Below are 20,340 nucleotides of genomic sequence, written 5' to 3' on the forward strand. Positions count from 1 at the left end.
GTGCGCCTCTCACCAGGCCAGATGATCCATCGCCCAGTGCGGCATCGGCACATCCGCACCAGGCGCTTCTCGCACCAATTCACCCGGGCCCGCCCGCGTCTGATCCCGATGCACGCCAGACCTGAGCAGGAGTGTCAGCATGCCCGCACGGCGCGCGCCGGCTACATCATGGTCGAGGCTGTCGCCGATCATCAGGACACGTTCGGGGGCCGGCTGCCCCAGCAATTCGAGCGCCGCCGCAAAGATGGGAGCGTGCGGCTTGCCGACATAGGCCACAAGACCACCCAATGTCTCGTAGAAGCGGGCCAGCGCACCGGGGGCCGGGATCAATCCGGAGGCGCCGAACATTGCGAGGTCGGGATTTGCGCACAGCATCGGCAGGCCGCGCGCCGACGCCTCAACGAGGCGGTCGCGCCAGTGTTCCGGCTCTGCGACGGCATCGTCGAGGCCCGCGAGCAGGATGAAGTCGGCCGTCCCGACATCGCTTACGACAGCAAGATCGAGCCCATCGACGATCGCATGGTCGCCGCCGCGTGCAATCAGCAGGCAGGTTTGGCCGAGCGCGGTAAACGGCTTCTGCGCGCGCGCTTTCAGGCCACGCCAGGTCACCTCGCCCGAGGTCAGGATGCCGTCATACGCGTCCGGTGGAAGGCCGAGCGAGGCAAGCCGCGCCGCATTGCTGCTCGCGCGCTTGCCCGAGTTCGACAGGACAACGACGCGTTTGCCGGCCTGGCGCAGCCGCGCGACGCAATCGCGCGCCGGCGGAAAGATCGCCTGGCCTTCGTGCAACGTGCCCCATTGATCGAGCAGCACGTGATCGAAGCGGTCTGCGATCGCGCGGAGACCGTCGATGTCGATCGTGTCGGACATCATGGCGGGCCTCCTCGCAAGGCCAACAGCGCAGCACCGTAGCTTGCCTCTGTCTCCTCGGCGATGGTCACGGGAACACTGAGCGCGCGTCGTCTGATCTCGGTCCATGCCGCGTTCTTCGCGCCGCCGCCGATGCTGATGACGCGCTGAAGTTTCGGCGCCCCCAGCTCCGCCAGGCGCTGATAGGCGAGGGCTTCGACCCCCGCGATACCTTCGAGAAGCGCCTGGAAGAAGCGATGGTCCTCCGCAGGACGCGGCGTGATCCTGGCCGGCAATGCCGGATCGGAGATGGGAAAGCGTTCGCCGGGCTTGGGAAGCGGATAGTAATCGAGCCCGGTCGGCGCCTCCGGCTGCAACTGCGGCGTCAGCCGCTCCATGTCGGCGGCCGTGAAATGCGACAGCAACGCGCCGCCGCCGGAATTGGAGGCGCCGCCCGCGAGCCAACGCTCGCCGAGCCGGTGCGAATAGACGCCCTGATTGGCGGCGAAGATCGGCTGCGTCGCAAGCAGCTTCACGACAAGCGTCGTGCCGAGCGAGGTGACGGCATCGCCCGGCGCGTCAGCCCGCGTCGCGATGAAGGCGGCGACGCCGTCGGTGGTGCCGGCTGCGACGAGCGCTGACGGCGACAGGCCGAGCGTCGCTGCGATCGTGGGGTCGACATTCGCAAATGGCGTGCCGGGGACCAGCACCTTCGGCAGCAGCTCGCGCCTGACGCCGAGTTCGTCGAGCCAGACCGGCCAGGCACGTGCCATGGGATCGTAGCCGAGCTTCAGGACGTTGTTCTCGTCGCTGATGCCATGATGTCCGGCGAGCCGACCGGCGATCCAGTCGGCCTGATGCACGGCAAAACGTGCCTCGCGCGCCTCGCTGCGATCAGACAAATGCAGGAGCTTCGCAAGCGCGCTACTCGCGCCGTGTGCGCCGCTGTCCGCAGGCGCGACGGCCGCAATGCGGGCCGCCTCCGTTGCCGCGCGCGCATCGTTGTACATGAGGCCCGGCGTGCAGGGCCGACCCACAGCGTCGATCATCAGGAGAGTGCCGGACGTGCCGTCAACGCAAAGGCGCTCGACCGTCCGGAGATCGATGCTGCGACCGAGCTTGCAGATCGCAACCACCGTTGCATGCCACCAGAGCTCAGGGTCCTGATCGATCGCATGACCGTCCTGTCGCGGCGGCGGCAGGGTCGCCGTTTCCATCCCAAGCAAATCGCCGCGCCCATCGACGGCGCAGGCGCGAACCCCACCGGTTCCGACGTCGATGCCGAGGAACACGCCTGCCATTCGACCTCCACAGCGTAACGACAACCGCACTGACCGTAACGCGCCGGACGATTGCACCGCAGCACGTTTGGGGGATTGACGTCCCGATCGGTCTCTGCAATTTTTTGCAAGATGTGAAGAAAATTGCAAGCGGGCTTTTCCGACGTGGCGACACCTTCCGACAGGCTGCCGATGGTTGACGGAGAAGCGTCGCTCGCGACGCGGGCGGCATGGCTGTATTTCGCCGCCGGACTGACCCAGTCGGAGGTCGCCGACCGCCTCAACATCCAGAGCACCAAGGCGCATCGGCTGATCGCACGCGCGAGCCGCGAGGGCATGATCCGCGTCTTCGTCGAAGGACCGGTGGCCGAATGCGTCGCGCTCGAGAACACGCTGACCGAGCGCTACGGCCTCGCCTTTTGCCGTGTCGCGCCCGATCTCGGGGAGGGGGACCTGCCGCTGAAGGCCCTGGCGCTCGAGGGTGCGAGCTTCCTGCGGCAGATACTCGAACGCGGCGAGCACAAGATCATCGGCGTCGGTCACGGCCGCACGCTCGCGGCCGTGGTCGAGCAATTGCCGCAGACGCCGGCGCGCGAGGTGCAATTCGTCTCGCTGCTCGGTGGTTTGACGCGGAAATTCGCCGCCAATCCATTCGATGTCATTCATCGCCTGGCGGAGCGTACGGGCGCGGAGGCTTATCTGTTGCCGGTGCCGGTGTTCGCCAATTCGGTCGCCGACCGCGCCGTGCTGATGCAGCAATACGGCATCGCCGACGTGTTTGCGCTCGCCCGCAAGGCCTCACTTCTGTTCGTCGGCATCGGACAGATTCATGCCGAGGGGTTCCTGGTCTCGAGCGGCATGATCAAGCCCGACGAGGTTGTGGAACTGAAGCGCGCGGGCGCATGCGCTGACCTGCTCGGACATTTCTTCAACGCCGACGGCGAGATGCTCGACATCGACCTGTCGGCGCGCGCCACCTCGATGGAGGCGGCGGATTTAAGGAAACATCGCATCGTCGCCGTCGGCGGCGGACTGGCCAAGGTCACGGCGCTGCGCGCCGTGCTGCGCAGCCGCCTGCTGCACGGCCTGATTATCGACGAGGCGACTGCTCAGGCCCTCGCAACCGACAAGCCGGAGGCAACAGCCGGCAAGGACAAGAACAATAAGGCCAAAAACAAGGGCCGTAAGGGAAAGTAAACGCGCACAATGGGAGGTTACAATGTTCGATCGAGAGAAGAATCTGTTCGACTCCTACGCTGCCAAACGCATCAGTCGGCGTGATCTGCTGGATGGCGCCGCCAAGCTCGGCATCGCCGGCGTAGCCGCAAACTCGGCTTATGTCTCCGCGATGTCGCGGGCCATGGCCGCAGACTTCAACTGGAAGGCCTATAGCGGCAAGAGCGTCAAGCTGCTGCTGAACAAGCATCCTTACGTCGATGCGATGATCGGCGATATCGAGGCCTTCAAGGCGCTAACCGGGATGAACGTCACCTACGACATCTTCCCGGAGGACGTCTATTTCGACAAGGTGACGGCGGCGCTGTCCTCGAAATCGGATCAGTACGATGCCTTCATGACCGGCGCTTACATGACCTGGACCTACGGTCCGGCCGGCTGGATCGAGGATCTCAACACCTACATCAAGGACCCCGCCAAGACCAACCCGGCCTTTGCCTGGGACGATGTGTTGCCCGGCCTTCGCTCCTCGACGGCATGGGACGGCGTTGCGGGCTCAGAGCTCGGTTCGGGCAAGGCCAAGCAGTGGTGCATCCCCTGGGGCTATGAGCTCAACAACATCGCTTACAATCGCAACATCTTCGACAAGGTCGGTGTCAAGCCGCCGAAGAATCTCGACGACTTGCTCGATGTCGCCGCGAAGATCACCAAGGACGCGGGCGGCCCCTATGGTGTCGGCGTTCGCGGCTCGCGCTCCTGGGCGACCATCCATCCCGGCTTCCTCTCGGCCTATTCGAATTTCGGCCAGAAGGATTTTGTGATGGACGGCGGCAAGCTGAAGGCCGCCATGAACACCAAGGCCTCGAAGGAGTTCCACGAGAAATGGGTCAAGATGATCCAGACCTCGGGCCCGAAGAACTGGTCGACCTACACCTGGTATCAGGTCGGCACGGATCTCGGCGCAGGCGCCTCCGGCATGATCTTCGACGCCGACATTCTCGGCTACTTCATGAACGGCGGCGACAACAAGGAGAAGGGCAATCTCGGTTACGCGCCCTTTGCCGCGAATCCGGCCGCCAAGGCGCCGACGCCGAACGTCTGGATCTGGTCGCTCGCAATGTCGAGCTTCTCCAAGCAGAAGGACGCGGCCTGGCTGTTCATGCAATGGGCGGCCTCAACCGAGCACGACTTGTTCGGCGCCCGCAAGATGGACTTCGTCAATCCGGTGCGCGCGTCGGTGTGGAAGGACTCCGAATTCCGCGACCGCATCGCGAAATCCTACCCGGGCTATCTCGAGCAGCATGACCTCTCGTCGCCGGGCGCCAAGATCTATTTCACGGCGCAGCCTCTGTTCTTCGACCTGACGACGGAATGGGCGGCTTCGCTCCAGAAGATGGTCGCCAAGGAGGTCAGCGTCGATGAAGGGCTGGACAAGCTCGCCGACAGTATCAACCGTCAGCTCAAGCAGGCAGGCCTCGGTTGAGACTGCCCTGGTTGAACCTGCCTTGATTGACCTTTGGCGTGGTGCCTGATTCCTCCGCACCACGCCAACCCGCCGGTTCGGAACGCCTGTCCGGTCCGGGCCGGCGGTGTTGAAGCAAACGCGTGATCCCGTATCATCATGAGCATGGCCCAGTTGTCCCAGACGAACGTGCTTCCGCGCCGCACCACGAGGCTGCGCGGGCGCCTTCTGCCCTACGTGCTGAGCCTTCCGGCGCTGCTCGTCTGCATCGCTATCCTCGTGCCCTTCGTGACGGCCGCGGTCTATTCGCTCCAGCGCTACCGGTTGAACCTGCCTTATTTGCGCGGCTTCATCGGCGTCGACAATTACATCGACTTTCTCTCCGATCCGGCCTTCTGGAATACGCTTCGCGTCTCGCTCACCTATACGGCGCTGACGGTTGTGCTCGAGCTGCTGCTCGGCCTCGGCATCGCCCTGCTGCTGCGGCGGCCGACCCGCTTTCACAATGCGGTGTCGATCGTGCTGTTGTTGCCGTTGATGACGGCGCCCGCCATCGCGGCGCTGATGTGGAAGCTGATGACAAATCCCAGCTTCGGCATCCTGTCCTATCTCATCGGCCTGCTCGGCGTGCATGACTTCAAATGGGCGTCCGATCCCTCGAGCGCGCTGTTCACGGTCGTCCTGGTCGACGTCTGGGTCTACACGCCCTTCATCATGATCCTGCTGCTGGCGGGCTTGCGCTCGCTGCCGCGGCAACCGTTCGAGGCGGCGGCGCTCGACGGCGTGCCCGCGAGCTTCGTGTTCTTCCGCATCACGCTGCCGATGCTCGCGCCTTACATCATCACGGCCTCGCTGTTTCGCCTGCTCGATTCCATCCAGCAGTTCGACATCATTTATGCGATGACGCAAGGCGGCCCCGGCGACCGGCTGATGGTGTTCCAGGTTCAGGCCTATCTCGAATTCTTTCAGTACACCAATGTCGGCCGTTCGGCGGCGCTGCTGATGATCCTCTGGCTGATCACCAACATTCTCTCGAACATCTTCATCAAGAACTGGCTGCGGCTGCGGGCACGCGCCCACGGCCACGCGTAAGAGGCGGAGAGGCGGCGATGGATCATTCCAGTCTCGCAGGGCGCATCTTCCGCGGCGTGGCGCTGGCGCTCGTGCTCGTGTTCTTCATGTTCCCGATCGTCTGGATCCTCATGATGTCGTTCCAGACCAACGAGCAGATCCTGCGAATTCCGCCGCACATCCTGTTCGAGCCGACGCTCGCGAACTACCAGGCGCTGATCTCGGGCCAGCTCCGCACCACCGCGGGCAATCTCGAGATCTCCTTCATGCGCAACCTCATGAACAGCTTTGTGCTGTCGAGCGCGGCGGTGCTCCTCGCCCTGGTGCTTGGTGTGCCCGCGGCCTATGCCTTTGCGCGGTTCAAGTTCCGGCTCGGCGAGACCATCGCATTCACGCTGCTGTCGTTCCGATTTGCGCCGCCGTTGCTCGTGTTGCTGCCGCTGTCGCTTTACTATCAGCAGCTCGGTCTCAGCGACACTTACTTTGGCATCGTCTGGGTCTACCAGCTCATTGCGCTGCCGCTGATCCTGTGGATCGTGCGCGGCTATTTCGAGGACATCAGCCCGGACATCGAGCACGCCTATCGGCTTGCGGGGCATTCCTGGCGCGAGGCCTTCACGCGTATCGCCGTGCCGCTCGCCGGCCCTGGCATCGCGGCGGCCGGCCTGCTGTCATTCATTTTCTGCTGGAACAATTTCGTGTTCGCGCTGATCCTGGCCTCGGCTGACAAGCAGCCGGTCACGGTGGGCGCGCTGGCCTTCGTCACGGCGTCCGGCATCCAGTACGGCCAGATCGCGGCCGCAATCGTGCTCTCGGTCACGCCGACCTTGCTGCTCGCGCTTTACGCGCAGCGCTATCTGGTCGAGGGGCTGTCGCTCGGTGCGGTGAAAGGCTGAAGCATGGCGCGTCTCGAACTCAATGCCGTCGGCAAGTCGTTCGGCCCGGTCCGCTGTGCCGAGGATCTGTCACTGGCGGTCGAGCCTGGCGAGATCGTCGCGGTGTTCGGGCCGTCCGGCAGCGGCAAAACCGTGCTGCTGCGGATGATCGCAGGCATGTTCGAGCCGGATGAAGGGGATATCCTGGTCGGCGGTCAGTCGATCGTGGACGCACCGCCGGAGCGGCGCGGGATCGGCATGGCATTTCAGAACTTTGCACTGTTCCCGCACATGAGCGCGCAGGACAACATTGCGAGCGGCTTGCGCGCCAAGGCGGCCGCGGGCGAGGTCGCGTCCCGGGTCAAATCGATCAGCCGGCTCCTGAAGATCGAGCACGTCCTCGGCCATAGGCCCCGTGAATTGTCGAACGGGCAGAAGCAGCGCACGGCGCTCGCGCGCGCGCTGATCGGCAATCCGGATGTGCTGCTGCTCGATGATCCCTTGCGCAACGTCGATGCAAAGCTCCGCTACGAGATGCGGCTCGAACTGCCGAGCCTGCTGCGTCGGAGCTCGGCCGCCGTTCTCTACGTCACCCAGGATTATCGCGAGGCTATGGCGATCGCAGACCGGATCGCCGTCCTGATCGACGGACGCCTGGTGCAGATCGCGCGCCCCGAGGAGATCTACGCGAAGCCCGCTTCCGTTGCCGTAGCGCGGCTGTTCGGCGATCCCAGCATCAATCTGTCCGAAGTCGAGCCAGTCGCTGCGCAGGGCTTTCTCAACGCGCAGGTCGCGGGGACCGCGGTTCGACTTGAAGCCGCCGATCGTCAGGCCGCGGATCATGGTCCGTGCTGGCTCGGCGTGCGTCCGGATGATCTCGTCATCACCCGCGAGGCGAGCGAGAACGCGATTCCTGCGCGCGTCGTTGCGATCACGCCGATGCATGAGAAAGCGGTGCTGCTGTTGCGCTTCTCCGATGGGTCCGAATGGCTCGCGGCACTGCCGCAGGACTCACCGATGGCGACCGCCGAGGACGGTATCTTCGTTCGCTTCGCGCCGGAGGCGGCTCTGCTGTTCGACCGCACGACTGGCCTGCGCGTCGGCCTGCCGCATCGGCGGCAGGCGGCATGATTGGGACGAGATGACCATGGGTATGCTCGAGATCAGGAACGTCGACAAGGTCTACCAGAGCCGCGGCAAGGCGCCGGTCCATGCCGTGCGCGCGCTCGACATGGAGGTCGGGAAGGGCGAGATCGTCGCGCTGCTGGGCTCGTCGGGCTGCGGCAAGACCTCGACCTTGCGGATGATCGCGGGCTTCGAAAGCGTCACCTCGGGGGCGATTGCGCTCGGCCAGCGGCGCATCGATGAATTGCCGCCCGCCAGGCGCAGGGTGGCGATGGCGTTCGAAGGCTATTCGCTCTACCCGCCGCTCACGGTTCGCGAGAACATCGCGTTTGCCTTGAAGGCGCAGCAGCTCTCGCATGGCGAGGTCTCGCGCCGCGTCGAGGCGATTGCGCGCCTCGTCGAGATCTCGGACATCCTGGACAGCTATCCTCGCGCGATCTCGGGAGGGCAGCAGCAGCGTGTCTCGCTGGCGCGGGCCCTGGTGCGCGATGCTGAGCTCTATCTGCTGGACGAGCCGATGGGCCAGCTTGAGCCGCAGCTCCGCGCGGTCTTGCGCGGGCGGATCAAGGGACTGCTGGCCGAGCGCGGGATGACGGCGATCTTCGTCACCCACGACCAGACCGAGGCGAGCGCGCTCGCCGATCGCATCGCGGTCATGGAAGACGGCGTGCTCCAGCAGTTCGCAAGCGAGAGGGAGCTGAAGGAGCATCCGGCGAACCTGTTCGTCGCGAGCTTCATTGGCGAACCGCCGATGAACCTGCTCGAGACGGAGGTGGCCCGCGCCGATGGCGGATTCCGCCTCTCGGTCAGCCCCGACGTTGCGTTCCAGATCGAAACACGAACACTTGGTCCGGGCGTGGACCGGGCGCTCGAGCAGAGCAAGCGCATCCGCATCGGCATCCGGCCACAGAAGATCACCGTCGGAGCCGGTGATGTCCGCGTGCGCGTCGTGTCCAATCAATGGCTGGGCGACCAGTCGCATGTCGCGGGCGAGTGCGACGGCCACCTTCTCATCGCGGTGACGCCGAGCAGGATCGCGGCGCGCCCCGGCGATATCATTCCCTTCGCGCTGGAGGCGCGGCATCTGCATCTGTTCGGTGTCGACGGCACCTGCATTCGCCACGCGGAGGCGGCTTGATCATGCGAACCTCGGCGAGCCGCGACGTCATCATCGGCATTGATGCCGGCACCTCCCTGATCAAGACGGTTGCGTTCACGCGCGAAGGCCGGCAGCTCGGCGAGTTCTCGCTGCCCAACAGCTACACGATGTCCGCCGGCGGACATGTCGAGCAGGACATGGCGCGCACATGGAAAGATACCGTTGCGGCGCTGCGCGGCCTGGTCGCTGCCGTCCCCGATCTTGCCGCGCGGCTTGCGGCCATCGCCGTCACAGGGCAGGGCGATGGCACCTGGCTGATCGACGATGATGGCCGCCCGGTCGCGCCGGCGCTGCTCTGGCTCGACTCCCGTGCCGCCGGCCTCGTTGACGACATCCGCTCCAGCGAGCGCAACGCGCCGCTCTATCGGCGGACCGGCTCGGGGCTCAATGCCTGCCAACAGGGACCGCAACTGGCCTGGCTGCAGGCGAACGCGCCGGCGAGCCTGTCACGTGCCCGCACCGCCTTCCATTGCAAGGACTGGCTCTATTTCCTGCTCACCGGCGAGCGTGCGACCGATCCGTCTGAGGCGACGTTCTCCTGTGGCGATTTCCGCAAGCGCCGCTTTGACGCGGAGGCCGCGCGCTTGATCGGCATCGCCGATTGCGCGAGCCTGTTTCCCGACGTCGTCGACGGCGTCGTGACGACGCATCCGATGAGCGCCGGCGCCGCGCGCGAGACTGGCCTGCCCGAGGCCATTCCGGTGTCGCTGGGCTATGTCGACGTGATCTGCAACGCGCTCGGGGCGGGGCTCTACGATCCGGCGCCGGACGTCGGCTGCACCATCATCGGTTCGACCGGGATGCATATGCGGTTGGCGCCGGACGTCGACGCCGTGGTCCTCAACGCCGAGGCGACCGGCTACACGATGCCGTTTCCGGTGCCCGGTCACTATGCCCAGATGCAATCCAACATGGCGGCAACGCTGAACATCGATTGGCTCCTCGATCTCGCCCGCAACTTGCTCGCTGCCGAGGGCATCGCGCGCTCGCGCGCCGATCTGATCAGGCGGCTCGACGAGCGCGTGATGGAGGCGCGGCCCGGCGAGCTCCTGTTCCATCCCTTCATCTCCGATGCCGGCGAGCGCGGGCCGTTCGTCGCACACGAGGCCTGTGCGCAATTTTTGGGTCTGCGCACCCACCATGGCTATTGGGATCTGATGCGGGCGGTGATGGAGGGACTAGCCTTTGCAGCGCGCGATTGTTACGCGGCCATGGGTGCGTTGCCGCGCGACGTGCGTATCACCGGGGGCGCTGCGCGCAGCCGGGCGCTCGGCGCAATCCTCGGCGCTGCCCTTGAATGCAATATTCGCGTTTGCAGCCGCGGCGAGGCGGGAGCCGCCGGCGCAGCGATGATCGCGGCGGTAGCGACCGGCCTCTATCCGGACATGGCGGCCTGCACGGAGGAATGGGTGCAACCCTATCTCAATACGCCGCAGTCCCCCGATGCGGAGCTCGCCGCGCATTATGCGCGGATGTTTCCGGCCTATCTGGATGCCAGGCTTGCGGCGCGACCGGTCTGGAAGCAGCTGGCTGCGTTGCGTGCGGGAGCGGGTCATGCCTGAGGTCATCGCCATCGTCGGAGACCGCTTCATGCTGCCGAGCGTCTTTGCCGAACGCATCACGGCAGCTTGCGGCAACGGCGTCGACATCCGTATCCTTGAGCAGCCCTGGCCGGACGAGCCGATGGAGCACGGCTATGCCGGGTCGAAGCTCGACGGCTTGAAGGAATTCATGGGTGACCCGGATGAGGTCGCGGCGTTCATCGGGGACGCATCGCTCCTCGTCACGCATCTCGCGCCAGTCTCGCGATCGATGCTGGAGCGTCTGCCGAATCTCAAATTCATCGCGGTCTCGCGCGGCGGTCCCGTCAATATCGACATGCAGGCTGCGCGCGACCACAAGGTGCTCGTGGTCAACACGCCCGGCCGCAACGCGAGCGCTGTGGCCGAGTTCACCATCGGTGCCATGCTCGCCGAAACCCGTCTGATCCGCAGCGGGCATGAATCCCTGCGCGGCGGAGAATGGCGCGGCGATCTCTATCGCGCCGACCGTACCGGGCGCGAGCTCGGCGAGATGACGGTCGGTATCGTCGGTTATGGCGCGATCGGCACCCGCGTCGTGAAGCTGCTCAAGGCGTTCGGCTGCCGGATCCTGGTGACCGATCCCTATGTCCAGCTCAGCGCCCAGGATCGCAATGACGGCGTCGAGCACGTTGCGCTCGCCGACCTCCTGTCGCGCGCGGATGTGATCAGCCTGCATGCACGCGTGACCGCCGAGACCACCGGCTTCATCGATCGCGCGGCGCTGGCAAGGGTCAAGCCCGGCTGTATCTTCATCAACACGGCGCGCGGGCCGCTGGTCGACTACGCGGCGCTCTTCGAGGCCCTGTCGGCAGGCCGGCTTGCCGGCGCCATGCTCGACACCTTTGCGGTCGAACCGGTGCCGCCGGACTGGCCGCTCCTGCAACTGCCGAACGTGACGCTGACGCCGCACATTGCCGGGGCCTCGTTACGCACCGTCACCATTGCCGCCGACCAGGCGGCCGAGGAGGTTCGCCGCTATCTTGTCGGCGAGCCGCCGCTCAATCCGTGCTGAAGACGAAAGGTGTTTTGCCATGACTCGTGAGGAGCGACAGTTGCGCGAGGCGATCATCGCCAAATGTCGGTGGATGAACGCATCGGGGCTCAATCAGGGGACGTCGGGCAACATCTCCGCCCGCTACAAGGACCGGATGCTGATCACGCCGTCGGCAACGCCCTATGATGCGATGAAGCCGGAGATGATCGCCTCGATGCCGCTCGAGGGTGAATATGGCAGCTGGGATGGACCTTTGCAGCCGTCGACCGAATGGCGCTTTCACCTCGACATCATGCGCGGCCGGCCCGATGTCGGAGGCGTCGTCCACACCCATTCGACCTATGCGACCGTGCTGGCCATCGCGCACAAGCCGATCCCGGCCTGCCACTATATGATGGCCGCGTTCGGCGGCAACGATGTCCGTTGCGCCGGCTATGCGCGCTACGGCACCGCGGAGCTGTCGGAGCTGGCGCTCGCTGCGCTCGAAGGCCGCAACGGCTGCCTGCTCGCCAATCACGGGATGATCGCGGTTGGTGCCAACCTCGACAAGGCGATGTGGCTTGCGGTCGAGCTCGAGACCATTGCGCGCCAATATTATCTCTCGCTCGCGCTCGGTGGGCCGCACATTCTCAGCGAAGCGGAGATCGGAGATACGGCAAAGGGATTCTCGACCTACGGCTTGCAGCAGCCGAAAGCGAAGCCGGGCAAGGCGCGCGCGCCGGCAAAGGCCGCGGCGCGGCGGCGGATCGAGAAGAAGCGCAGCAGGACGCGATGACGGAGACTGCGCCGGACACGGGCAGGGATCACGGGCTGGTCGACATCGCGATTATCGGTGGTGGCATAAACGGGGCCGGCATTGCGCGCGATGCAGCTGGTCGAGGCCTTAAGGTCCTGTTGTGCGAGAAGGGCGACTTTGCGGAAGGCACCTCGTCGCGCTCGGGCAAGCTCGTTCACGGTGGCCTGCGCTATCTCGAATATTACGAGTTTCGTCTGGTGCGCGAAGCGCTGATCGAGCGCGAGGTGCTGCTCGCGTCCGCACCTCATATCATCTGGCCGATGCGTTTCGTGTTGCCGCACTCGCCGGAGCAGCGGCCGGCCTGGCTGATCCGCACTGGGTTGTTTCTCTACGACCATCTCGGTGGCCGCAAGCGCCTGCCGTCGAGCCGGGGCCTCGACCTTGCGCATGCGCCAGAGGGCGCTCCGTTGCGCGCCGAATTTCGCCGCGGCTTTGAATATTCGGACTGTTGGGTCGACGATGCCCGGCTGGTGATCCTGAACCTGGTCGATGCCGCGCAGAACCGCGCCATCATCCTGCCGCGCACCCGTGCCGTGCAGGCACGCCGCGAGGATGACGCCTGGCTTCTCGAGATGCGGGGTGAGGACGGCCAGACGCAAGTCGTGCGGTCCCGCGCGCTAATCAACGCCGCCGGCCCCTGGGTTCAGGATGTGGTGCAGAGCGTTGCGGGCCTGAACTCCGCCCACAGCGTGCGTCTCGTCAAGGGCAGCCACATCGTGGTGCCGAAGTTCTGGAGCGGATCGCAAGCCTATCTGCTTCAGAACGAGGACCGCCGCGTGATCTTCGTCAATCCCTACGAGGACAATCTCGCGCTGATCGGCACGACCGACATTCCCTATCAAGGCAAGGCCGAGGACGCTGCGATCGGCACGGACGAGACCGCCTATCTCTTGCAGGTGCTGACCCGCTACTTCCGTACGCCGCCGCAGGAGAGCGAGATCGTGCACAGGTTTTCCGGCGTCCGGCCGCTCTATGATGACAATGCTGAAAATCCGTCGGCGGTGACGCGCGACTATGCGTTCGAAGTTCACGGTGCGGTCGATGCGCCGCCGCTGCTCTCCATCTTCGGCGGGAAGATTACGACGTACCGCAAGCTAGCCGAGCAGGCGCTCCAGCGGCTCGCGCCGTGGTTTCTGAAGATGCAGCCGGCCTGGACCGCAGGTCGCCCCCTGCCGGGCGGCGACATCGCGGGCACGTTCGATGATTTCTCGTTCGGACTGGCGCGCGACTATCCGGATCTTCCGCGAAAGTTGATTCACCACTATGCGCGTCTCTACGGGACGCGCGCGAGAGAGCTGCTGGGCTCGGCCCGCATTTCGGCCGATCTCGGTCGTCATTATGGCGGCGACTTCTATGAATGCGAAGAAATCTTCCTCCGAGAGAAAGAGTGGGCGAGCCGCGCTGACGACTTTCTCAACCGGCGCACCAAGCATGGCTTGCATCTGACATCAGCGCAGCGGGCTGCGTTCGAAGCTCGCATCTAGACAGCGCAGGCACATCCAACCGCGACGGTCGGCGATCTCCGACCGACGTCGATCATCTACTGCCTGGGATTGAGCGCGCTATTCAGGCCATCACCGATCAGGTTGAAGCCGATCACAAGGGCGATGATTGCGAGACCGGGGAAGAAGGCCATCCACGGCGCCTCGCTGAGGAACTGCCGCGCTACATCGAGCATGGAGCCCCAAGAGGGGGCCGGAGGCAATTGACCAAGACCAAGGAAGGCGAGGCTCGCCTCAGCCAGGACTGCAATCGCCATCGTGAGGGTCGCCTGGACGATCGTCGGTGCGAGCACATTGGGCAGGACCTGCCCGGTCAGAATGGCGATATGACCCAGCCCCTGAGCGCGCGCCGCCGCGATGTAGTCCTCGGTGCGGACAACCAGGGTCTCGGCGCGTGCAACGCGGACGAAGACTGGAATCGCCGAAATGCCGATCGCGATCATTGCATTCTGGAGGCTGGGACCCAGGAACGCGGCCAGCGCGATCGCGAGGACGAGAAACGGGCAGGCGAGGAGAGCATCCGCAATGCGCGAGATCGCCATGTCGGCGACACCGCCGAAATAACCTGCAATGAGACCGAACGGCAGGCCGATCAGCACCGCAACGGTCACGGAAACCATGCCGGCCGCGAGCGACGCCTGCGTTCCGAAGATGACCCGAGACAGCACATCGCGGCCGAGATCATCCGTGCCAAACCAGTGCACTGCATTGGGCGCAGCACGAATCGCCATCCAATCCGGCGTATTCGGATCGTAGGGCGAGATCCATGTTGCGAACACCGCCAGCACGACGAAGAACAGGATGATCGCGCCGCCAATCACCGCGGACGGCTCGCGCAGCAAGCGACGAAGTTCAGAGCGCCCACCTGTGCGCATTTGAGCAGGGGCTGGTGCCTCAATCGTGCTCATGACCTGAGCCTTGGATTGAGCAGCACATAGGCGACGTCGGCAATCAGGCTCATCAGAAGAAATACCGCCGCCGTACAGAGCACGACAGCCTGAACCACGGCATAATCGCGGCTGAACACGCCATCGACGACCATCTTGCCGAAACCGGGGATCGAAAAGACCTGCTCGGTCAACACTGCGCCGGCCAGTAGCTCGCCGAACTGCAACGTACCCAGCGTGACCACCGGGATGAGCGCATTCGGCAGAGCATGGCGCAGCACGATGGTGCGTTCGCGGACGCCCTTCGCGCGGGCGGTCCGAACATAGTCCTGCTTCATCGCCTCGATCATCGCGCCGCGGACATGGCGCATCATGATCGCAGCCGTGCCCGTGCCCAGCACCAAAGCGGGCATGAGCATCGAGATCAGGTTGCGGCCGATACTTTCAGACGGTGGAACGAAACCTCCCGCCGGCAACCAGCCGAGATTCACCGAGAAGAGAAGGATCAACATGATCCCCAGCCAGAAATGCGGAATGGAAAGTCCGGCCAGCCCGAAAAGACTGGCGCCATAGTCGAGTGGCGTCCCGCGCCCGAGCGCCGCGACGATCCCGATCGGCACCCCGACGAACAGCGCGACCAGCATCGACAGGATCGCGAGCTCGATGGTCACCGGCAGTTTTTCCGCCAGCATGGTGCCGATAGGCAGGCGGGTGCGGACCGACGTGCCGAAATCGCCGTGCACCAAGGCCTTCAGCCAAATGCCGTATTGCACCGGAATCGGCTCATTGAAGCGATATTTGTGCCGAAGATACTCGATGACCTCAGGATTGCGCTCTTCCCCGGCCAGCGCCAGCGCCGGGTCGCCGGGCAGCAGCTTCTGCAGACCGAACACCATCATCGACACGAGTAACAAGGTCGGCAGCAGGACGGCAAGGCGGCGCAGAAGCAGGGTCTTCATCGGAGCAGACAGGTCCTCACGTGAGGAAAGCGCGAGACGTTGCGCGTCAATTCACGGGCTTGACGCCCACCAGGCGCAAGAGCCCATCCGGCACCATGACGATGCCGCCGACCGATTTGCGAGCGGCAAAGAACCAGTTGGGGTGGTAGAGAGGAATCGACGAGAGCGCGCTCAGGTAAATATCAGTCGCTTTCGCGTAGAGGGCCTTGCGCTTGGCTTCGTCGGCCTCGCCTCGCGCCTGAGTCAGGATCGCATCGAGATCCTTGTTGCAATATTTGTTGACGTTCTGGGAGCCTGCGCAGCTGAAGAATGCGACCAGCGTGGGATCCGGGTCGGCACGGCCGCTCCAGTTGCCGATGTAGGCTTCGAAATTGCCGTTCAAGTAGCGCTCAATGGCAGTGGTTGTTTCCATGGGCAGCAGCTTCACGTCGAAGCCAGCCTCGGCCGCCATTGACTGCATGATCTGTGCAACGCGGGAATCGCCGGCAGCGTTCTCGTACTGAAGTTCGACCGGGACGCGCGTCATTCCGGCCGCTGCAATCAACGCCTTGGCTTTGGCGACGTCGCGAGCCGGCGCCTTGTGTGCGCTATCGTAGAACGGAGATGACGGAGGAATCATCTGATTGTCCGCCAGAAATTCGCCGTTGAAGGCAACGCGATTGATGACATTGCGATCGATCGCAAGCTCGAAGGCCTGTCGCAGCGTCGCGTTCTTGCCGAGTGGCGTATCGGCCTTGGCGCCCGCGCCGACATTGAACATCAGATGTGAAACTGCGAGCCCCTGGCCGGAATGAAGCGTGAGATTGGGGTCGTCGCGCACGGTCTTGAGATCGGTGGGCGCGACGCGTTCCGCGAGCTCAAGATCGCCCGCTCGTACCCGCGACAATCGCACGGTCGAGTCAGGTACGTAGTAATAGACGACCTCGTCGTAGCCGACGGCTCCCGCATTCCAGTAGCCGGGGTATTTCTTGAGGCGAATGAGGTCGCGCGACTTGCGCTCGACGAATTGATACGGACCGGCACAGACGGGTGCGGCCGCGAGCTCGCCGGCTTTCTCCGTGGCGGCCTTGGGCGACACCATCATGCCGGCGCGATCGCTGAGATTGGCAAGCAGCGGCACGAACGGTTCCGACAGGGTGAACTTGACCTTGTCCGCCGCAAGGGCCTCGACGCTCACGATCGGCGCCAGTTCGGCCTTACGCTTCGAATCCGGCATCGTTTTCATGCGCTCGATATTGAACTTGACCGCCGCCGCATCAAACGCGGTGCCATCGTGGAACGTGACGTTCTTGCGCAAGGTAAAGGTGATCGACTTGCCGTCGGCGGCCCACTCCCAGGCCTCTGCCAGCTGCGGCACGATCTTGAGGTCGGGGGAGATATCGACAAGTTTGTCGCACAGCGCCGCGAACACGAAGCGGCCGGTATAAGTGCCGCTGAGTGCGGGGTCGAGCGCATCGGGATCGTCCTGGATGCCGACTCGCAATGTCGCTGCACCGGCCGACACGAGGCCGGATCCGATCATCACAATTGCCGCCAACGCTGTGCCGATCCGCTTCATGCGAATTCCTTTCATCCAGGCTTCTCTGCCGGGGCTCTGCTGTCGAAGGGCAAGACAAGCACGCCAAACCAGATTTGTAAACGTATAGAACAAATCGACTTAGGGCTTAGAAAAAAGCAATATCACAATACCTAATATGAGCAGGAATAAGCTGCCTTAGCCCTCTTGACGGATCGTTGTGGTCGGCTTTAGTTCGGACTATTGACGAATTGGATCAGGTTCATGCCAGACGCTCCCTCGTCGCCGGTTGCGCGACAACAATCCGTGCGCCTCGTCATCGAGCGTCTGTTGCGCGATCGAGCGGTCTCGCGCGCCGAGCTCTCGCGCAGCACGGGACTGTCCAAACAGACGATTTCCGAAGTCATGCGCGACCTCGAACGCGACGGCTGGGTACGCGAGGACGGGCAGATCCAGGGCAGCGTCGGCAGAAGTGCTGTGACCTACGCGTTGCGGCCTGACGCCGCGTTCGTGCTGGGCATCGATCTTGGCGGCACGAAGCTGCACGTCGCGCTTGCCGACCTGCAAGGAAAGATCGTCGCCGAGAGCATCGAGTCGACGTCCAGCGAGGGTGGTGCTGCCGTGGTCGCTCAGATCGGGCGCATGCAAGAGTCTCTGCTCCAGCGCGCATCCGTACCCGCGCAACGTCTGCGTGGCGGCGTGATGGGAAGTCCGGGGATCATCGATCCTGCGTCCGGCAGCATCGTCTTCGCGCCCAATATTCCTGGGCTGGATAGTCTGGATGTACGCGCTGCATTGCGCGAGCGGCTCGGCATCGACGTCGCGATCGAGAACGACGTCAACCTTGCCGCGATCGGCGAGCACTGGCGCGGCAACAGCCGCAAGGCCCGCAGCTTCGCCTTCATTGCCCTCGGCACCGGTATCGGCATGGGCATCTTTTCAGACGGCTATCTCGTGCGCGGCGCGCGTGGCGCAGCCGGCGAGATCGCCTATCTGCCACTTGGAGGCGATCCCTACGATTCGCGCGGTCTTCGGTTGGGTACGCTTGAAACCGCCGTCGGCAGCGTCGGGATTGTAGAGCGCTATCTCGGACTTGGCGGCGCCCCGGGCGGCACGGTGCGTGATGTCTTCGATCGGCTCGAGACCGACGAGGCGGCACGAATAGCAATCGACGAGGTCAGCCGGACCATCGCCAGTGCGATTCTGGCCGTGCACAGCATTCTCGATTCAGAGATCATCGTTATGGGGGGCAGTATCGGCGCACGTCCCGAGTTGAAGCTGCGGATCGATGAGTATCTCGGGCGGTGCATGCGCGAGCCCGTTCGTATCGAGCTCAGCGCGCTCGGCAATCGTGCCACGCTGATCGGTGCGGTCGGCAGCGCGATAGATCTCGTGCATCGCTCGCTGTTTGGCATCGGCAGAGATGCAGGTCCCCTGGCTCTTCCCGCTGTGGCGGCGGATGTTGCGGCATGACAGAGCATCCGCCGAAAAACGATCGGAGACGGGCATGAGCTGGGGACAGCGCGATTTCATGGTGCCAGGACGCTCCCTGGCAGTCGGCGACCGGGGCATGGTCGCGGCCTCTCACCCCGCTGTTGCGTTGGCTGCGGTCGAAATCCTGCGTAGCGGTGGCAACGCCGTCGACGCCGCGATTGCTGCTATCGCTCTTCAGGGCGTCATCGATCCGCACATGACCGGCATCGGTGGCGACTGCTTTGCGATTTATGCGCCCGCCTCGGGCAAACCCGTCGCCATTAATGGTTCGGGTCGGGCGCCGGCGAAGGCAGAACTGGGCTGGTTCCGGGAAGCGGGAATGGCGTCGATCCCGGATGACTCGCCCCATGCCGTCACAATTCCGGGGGCGGTCGATGCCTGGTGCCGGCTCTCTGCCGATTATGGCTCAAAAGGGCTGGACGAGATTTTGGCGCCCGCGATCCACGCGGCCGAGAATGGCTTTGTCGTGACTCCGCGCGCCGCCCTGGACTGGGCACGCTATGGCAATCGCATCGAACGGCATCAGACCGGTGTGCAAGTGTATCTGCCCGGCGGCGCTGCGCCCGCCGTAGGCGGCAAGCTCGGCCATCCGGCACTCGGCGCGACGTTGCGCCGGATCGCTCGCGAAGGGCGGGCTGCATTCTACGAAGGTGCCGTCGCCGAAGAGATCGTCTCAGTCTTGAAGGCGCTGGGCGGACTGATGCAGCTCGAGGATCTGGCGAGTGCCCGGTCTGACTACGTGGCGCCGATCAGCGCCGACTACCGTGATCATCAAATCTGGCAATGTCCGCCGAACGGGCAGGGCGTGGCTGCGCTATTGATCGCCCGAATCCTTGCCGGCTTCGATATGGCGGATCCCGCGCTCGGCGAGGCGGATCGCATCCATCTGCTGGCCGAGGCGACCAAGGCCGCTTACCGGCAGCGCGATGCGCTCGTCGCTGATCCGTCGTTCCGCCCGTTCGATATCAACGCACTGCTTTCCGAGGGATCAGTCGCGACCTTGCGCTCTCGCATCACGCGCGAGCGGGCGAGCGCTCCGACAGATTTCGACATGCCCGTTCATCGTGATACCGCCTACGTCGCGGTCGCCGATCGTGACGGCAACATGGTGTCTCTCATCAATTCCCTGTTCTTCGCTTTCGGAAGCGGCATCTACGCCCCTCGCGCGGGCGTGTTGCTGCAGAACCGAGGTTCGGGATTCTCGCTCGTCGACGGGCATCCCAATGCCATTGCGCCACGAAAGCGTCCCTTCCACACCATCATTCCGGGCCTGTTGGCCAGGCACGACAAGCCCGTCATGGCTTTTGGGGTGATGGGCGGGCAATATCAGGCGACGGGACATGTGCAGATCCTGAGTGGCATGCTCGACCGCGGTTTGGACATTCAACAAGCCTCGGATGCACCGCGCAGCTTTGCATTCGACGGCGCGCTGACGCTCGAGCCCACGATTCCCGGCTCTGTCGCTGACGATTTGATCGGCCGCGACCATCGCGTGGTCTGGGCCGACGAACCGCTGGGAGGCTTCCAGGCCGTGCACATCGATGCGTCCCGGGGTGTCATGTTTGGAGCGTCGGATCATCGCAAGGATGGCATCGCGCTGGCGGCGTGACCG

At 64.4% G+C, this 20,340-nt stretch carries 17 protein-coding genes; 12 read left to right on the plus strand and 5 right to left on the minus strand.

Features of this window, described 5'->3' with window-relative positions; translation table 11 throughout:
• Positions 1-9: 9 nt before the first annotated feature.
• Positions 10-873 (minus strand): TIGR01459 family HAD-type hydrolase, encoded by an 864-nt coding sequence (locus tag NLM32_RS19565; RefSeq protein WP_254130544.1) that lies wholly within the window; start codon positions 871-873, stop codon positions 10-12.
• Complete coding sequence (locus NLM32_RS19570) at positions 870-2,150, minus strand: FGGY-family carbohydrate kinase (RefSeq protein WP_254130545.1); 1,281 nt, start codon at positions 2,148-2,150, stop codon at positions 870-872. The genes NLM32_RS19565 and NLM32_RS19570 overlap by 4 nt, the downstream gene beginning before the upstream one ends.
• Positions 2,151-2,321: 171 nt before the next feature.
• On the opposite strand from NLM32_RS19570, the gene NLM32_RS19575 reads away from it, so the two are divergent.
• The 10 genes from NLM32_RS19575 (at position 2,322) to NLM32_RS19620 (ending at position 13,854) form a co-directional block, all read left to right on the plus strand.
• Complete coding sequence (locus NLM32_RS19575) at positions 2,322-3,326, plus strand: sugar-binding transcriptional regulator (RefSeq protein ID WP_254130546.1); 1,005 nt, start codon at positions 2,322-2,324, stop codon at positions 3,324-3,326.
• 22 nt (positions 3,327-3,348) lie between these two features.
• Positions 3,349-4,788, plus strand: coding sequence for an extracellular solute-binding protein (locus NLM32_RS19580; RefSeq protein ID WP_254130547.1), 1,440 nt, complete (start codon positions 3,349-3,351; stop codon positions 4,786-4,788).
• A 144-nt stretch (positions 4,789-4,932) separates the two neighbouring features.
• Positions 4,933-5,859, plus strand: coding sequence for a carbohydrate ABC transporter permease (locus NLM32_RS19585; protein ID WP_254135362.1), 927 nt, complete (start codon positions 4,933-4,935; stop codon positions 5,857-5,859).
• Between the two features lie 17 nt (positions 5,860-5,876).
• The gene (locus NLM32_RS19590) at positions 5,877-6,734 is read left to right on the plus strand and encodes a carbohydrate ABC transporter permease (RefSeq protein ID WP_254130548.1); all 858 of its coding nucleotides are present in this window, start codon (positions 5,877-5,879) and stop codon (positions 6,732-6,734) included.
• A 3-nt stretch (positions 6,735-6,737) separates the two neighbouring features.
• Entirely contained in the window at positions 6,738-7,844 is a 1,107-nt protein-coding gene (locus NLM32_RS19595) for an ABC transporter ATP-binding protein (RefSeq protein WP_254130549.1), read from the plus strand.
• Between the two features lie 22 nt (positions 7,845-7,866).
• A complete protein-coding gene (locus tag NLM32_RS19600) occupies positions 7,867-8,976 on the plus strand; it encodes an ABC transporter ATP-binding protein (protein WP_254135363.1) in 1,110 nt (369 codons plus the stop codon).
• 2 nt (positions 8,977-8,978) lie between these two features.
• Positions 8,979-10,559 carry an FGGY-family carbohydrate kinase gene (locus tag NLM32_RS19605; protein WP_254135364.1) on the plus strand — a complete coding sequence of 527 codons (1,581 nt, stop codon included), beginning with the start codon at positions 8,979-8,981 and terminating at the stop codon, positions 10,557-10,559.
• A complete protein-coding gene (locus NLM32_RS19610; protein ID WP_254130550.1) occupies positions 10,552-11,592 on the plus strand; it encodes a 2-hydroxyacid dehydrogenase in 1,041 nt (346 codons plus the stop codon). Before NLM32_RS19605 ends, NLM32_RS19610 begins: the two co-directional genes overlap by 8 nt.
• Before the next feature lie 19 nt (positions 11,593-11,611).
• Positions 11,612-12,349, plus strand: coding sequence for a class II aldolase/adducin family protein (locus NLM32_RS19615; RefSeq protein WP_254130551.1), 738 nt, complete (start codon positions 11,612-11,614; stop codon positions 12,347-12,349).
• Positions 12,346-13,854 (plus strand): glycerol-3-phosphate dehydrogenase, encoded by a 1,509-nt coding sequence (locus NLM32_RS19620; protein WP_254130552.1) that lies wholly within the window; start codon positions 12,346-12,348, stop codon positions 13,852-13,854. Before NLM32_RS19615 ends, NLM32_RS19620 begins: the two co-directional genes overlap by 4 nt.
• Positions 13,855-13,910: 56 nt before the next feature.
• Here NLM32_RS19620 and NLM32_RS19625 read toward each other — a convergent pair whose 3' ends face one another.
• The 3 genes from NLM32_RS19625 to NLM32_RS19635 are packed head-to-tail and all read right to left on the minus strand — an operon-like array spanning position 13,911 to position 17,291.
• On the minus strand, positions 13,911-14,747 hold the full coding sequence (locus NLM32_RS19625; RefSeq protein WP_375143644.1) for an ABC transporter permease: 837 nt from the start codon (positions 14,745-14,747) through the stop codon (positions 13,911-13,913).
• A gap of 29 nt (positions 14,748-14,776) precedes the next feature.
• The gene (locus tag NLM32_RS19630) at positions 14,777-15,718 is read right to left on the minus strand and encodes an ABC transporter permease (protein WP_254130554.1); all 942 of its coding nucleotides are present in this window, start codon (positions 15,716-15,718) and stop codon (positions 14,777-14,779) included.
• Between the two features lie 46 nt (positions 15,719-15,764).
• A complete protein-coding gene (locus tag NLM32_RS19635; RefSeq protein WP_254130555.1) occupies positions 15,765-17,291 on the minus strand; it encodes an ABC transporter substrate-binding protein in 1,527 nt (508 codons plus the stop codon).
• Positions 17,292-17,498: 207 nt separating this feature from the next.
• Between NLM32_RS19635 and NLM32_RS19640 the strand changes: the two genes are divergently transcribed.
• Together NLM32_RS19640 and ggt are read left to right on the plus strand one after the other, a co-directional pair.
• Positions 17,499-18,707, plus strand: a complete 1,209-nt coding sequence (locus tag NLM32_RS19640) for an ROK family transcriptional regulator (protein WP_254130556.1) — start codon at positions 17,499-17,501, stop codon at positions 18,705-18,707.
• Positions 18,708-18,741: 34 nt separating this feature from the next.
• Entirely contained in the window at positions 18,742-20,337 is a 1,596-nt protein-coding gene (gene ggt / locus NLM32_RS19645; protein ID WP_254130557.1) for a gamma-glutamyltransferase, read from the plus strand.
• The last annotated feature ends 3 nt before the right edge of the window (positions 20,338-20,340 follow it).

Source organism: Bradyrhizobium sp. CCGUVB14, from assembly GCF_024199935.1.
GTDB lineage: Bacteria > Pseudomonadota > Alphaproteobacteria > Rhizobiales > Xanthobacteraceae > Bradyrhizobium.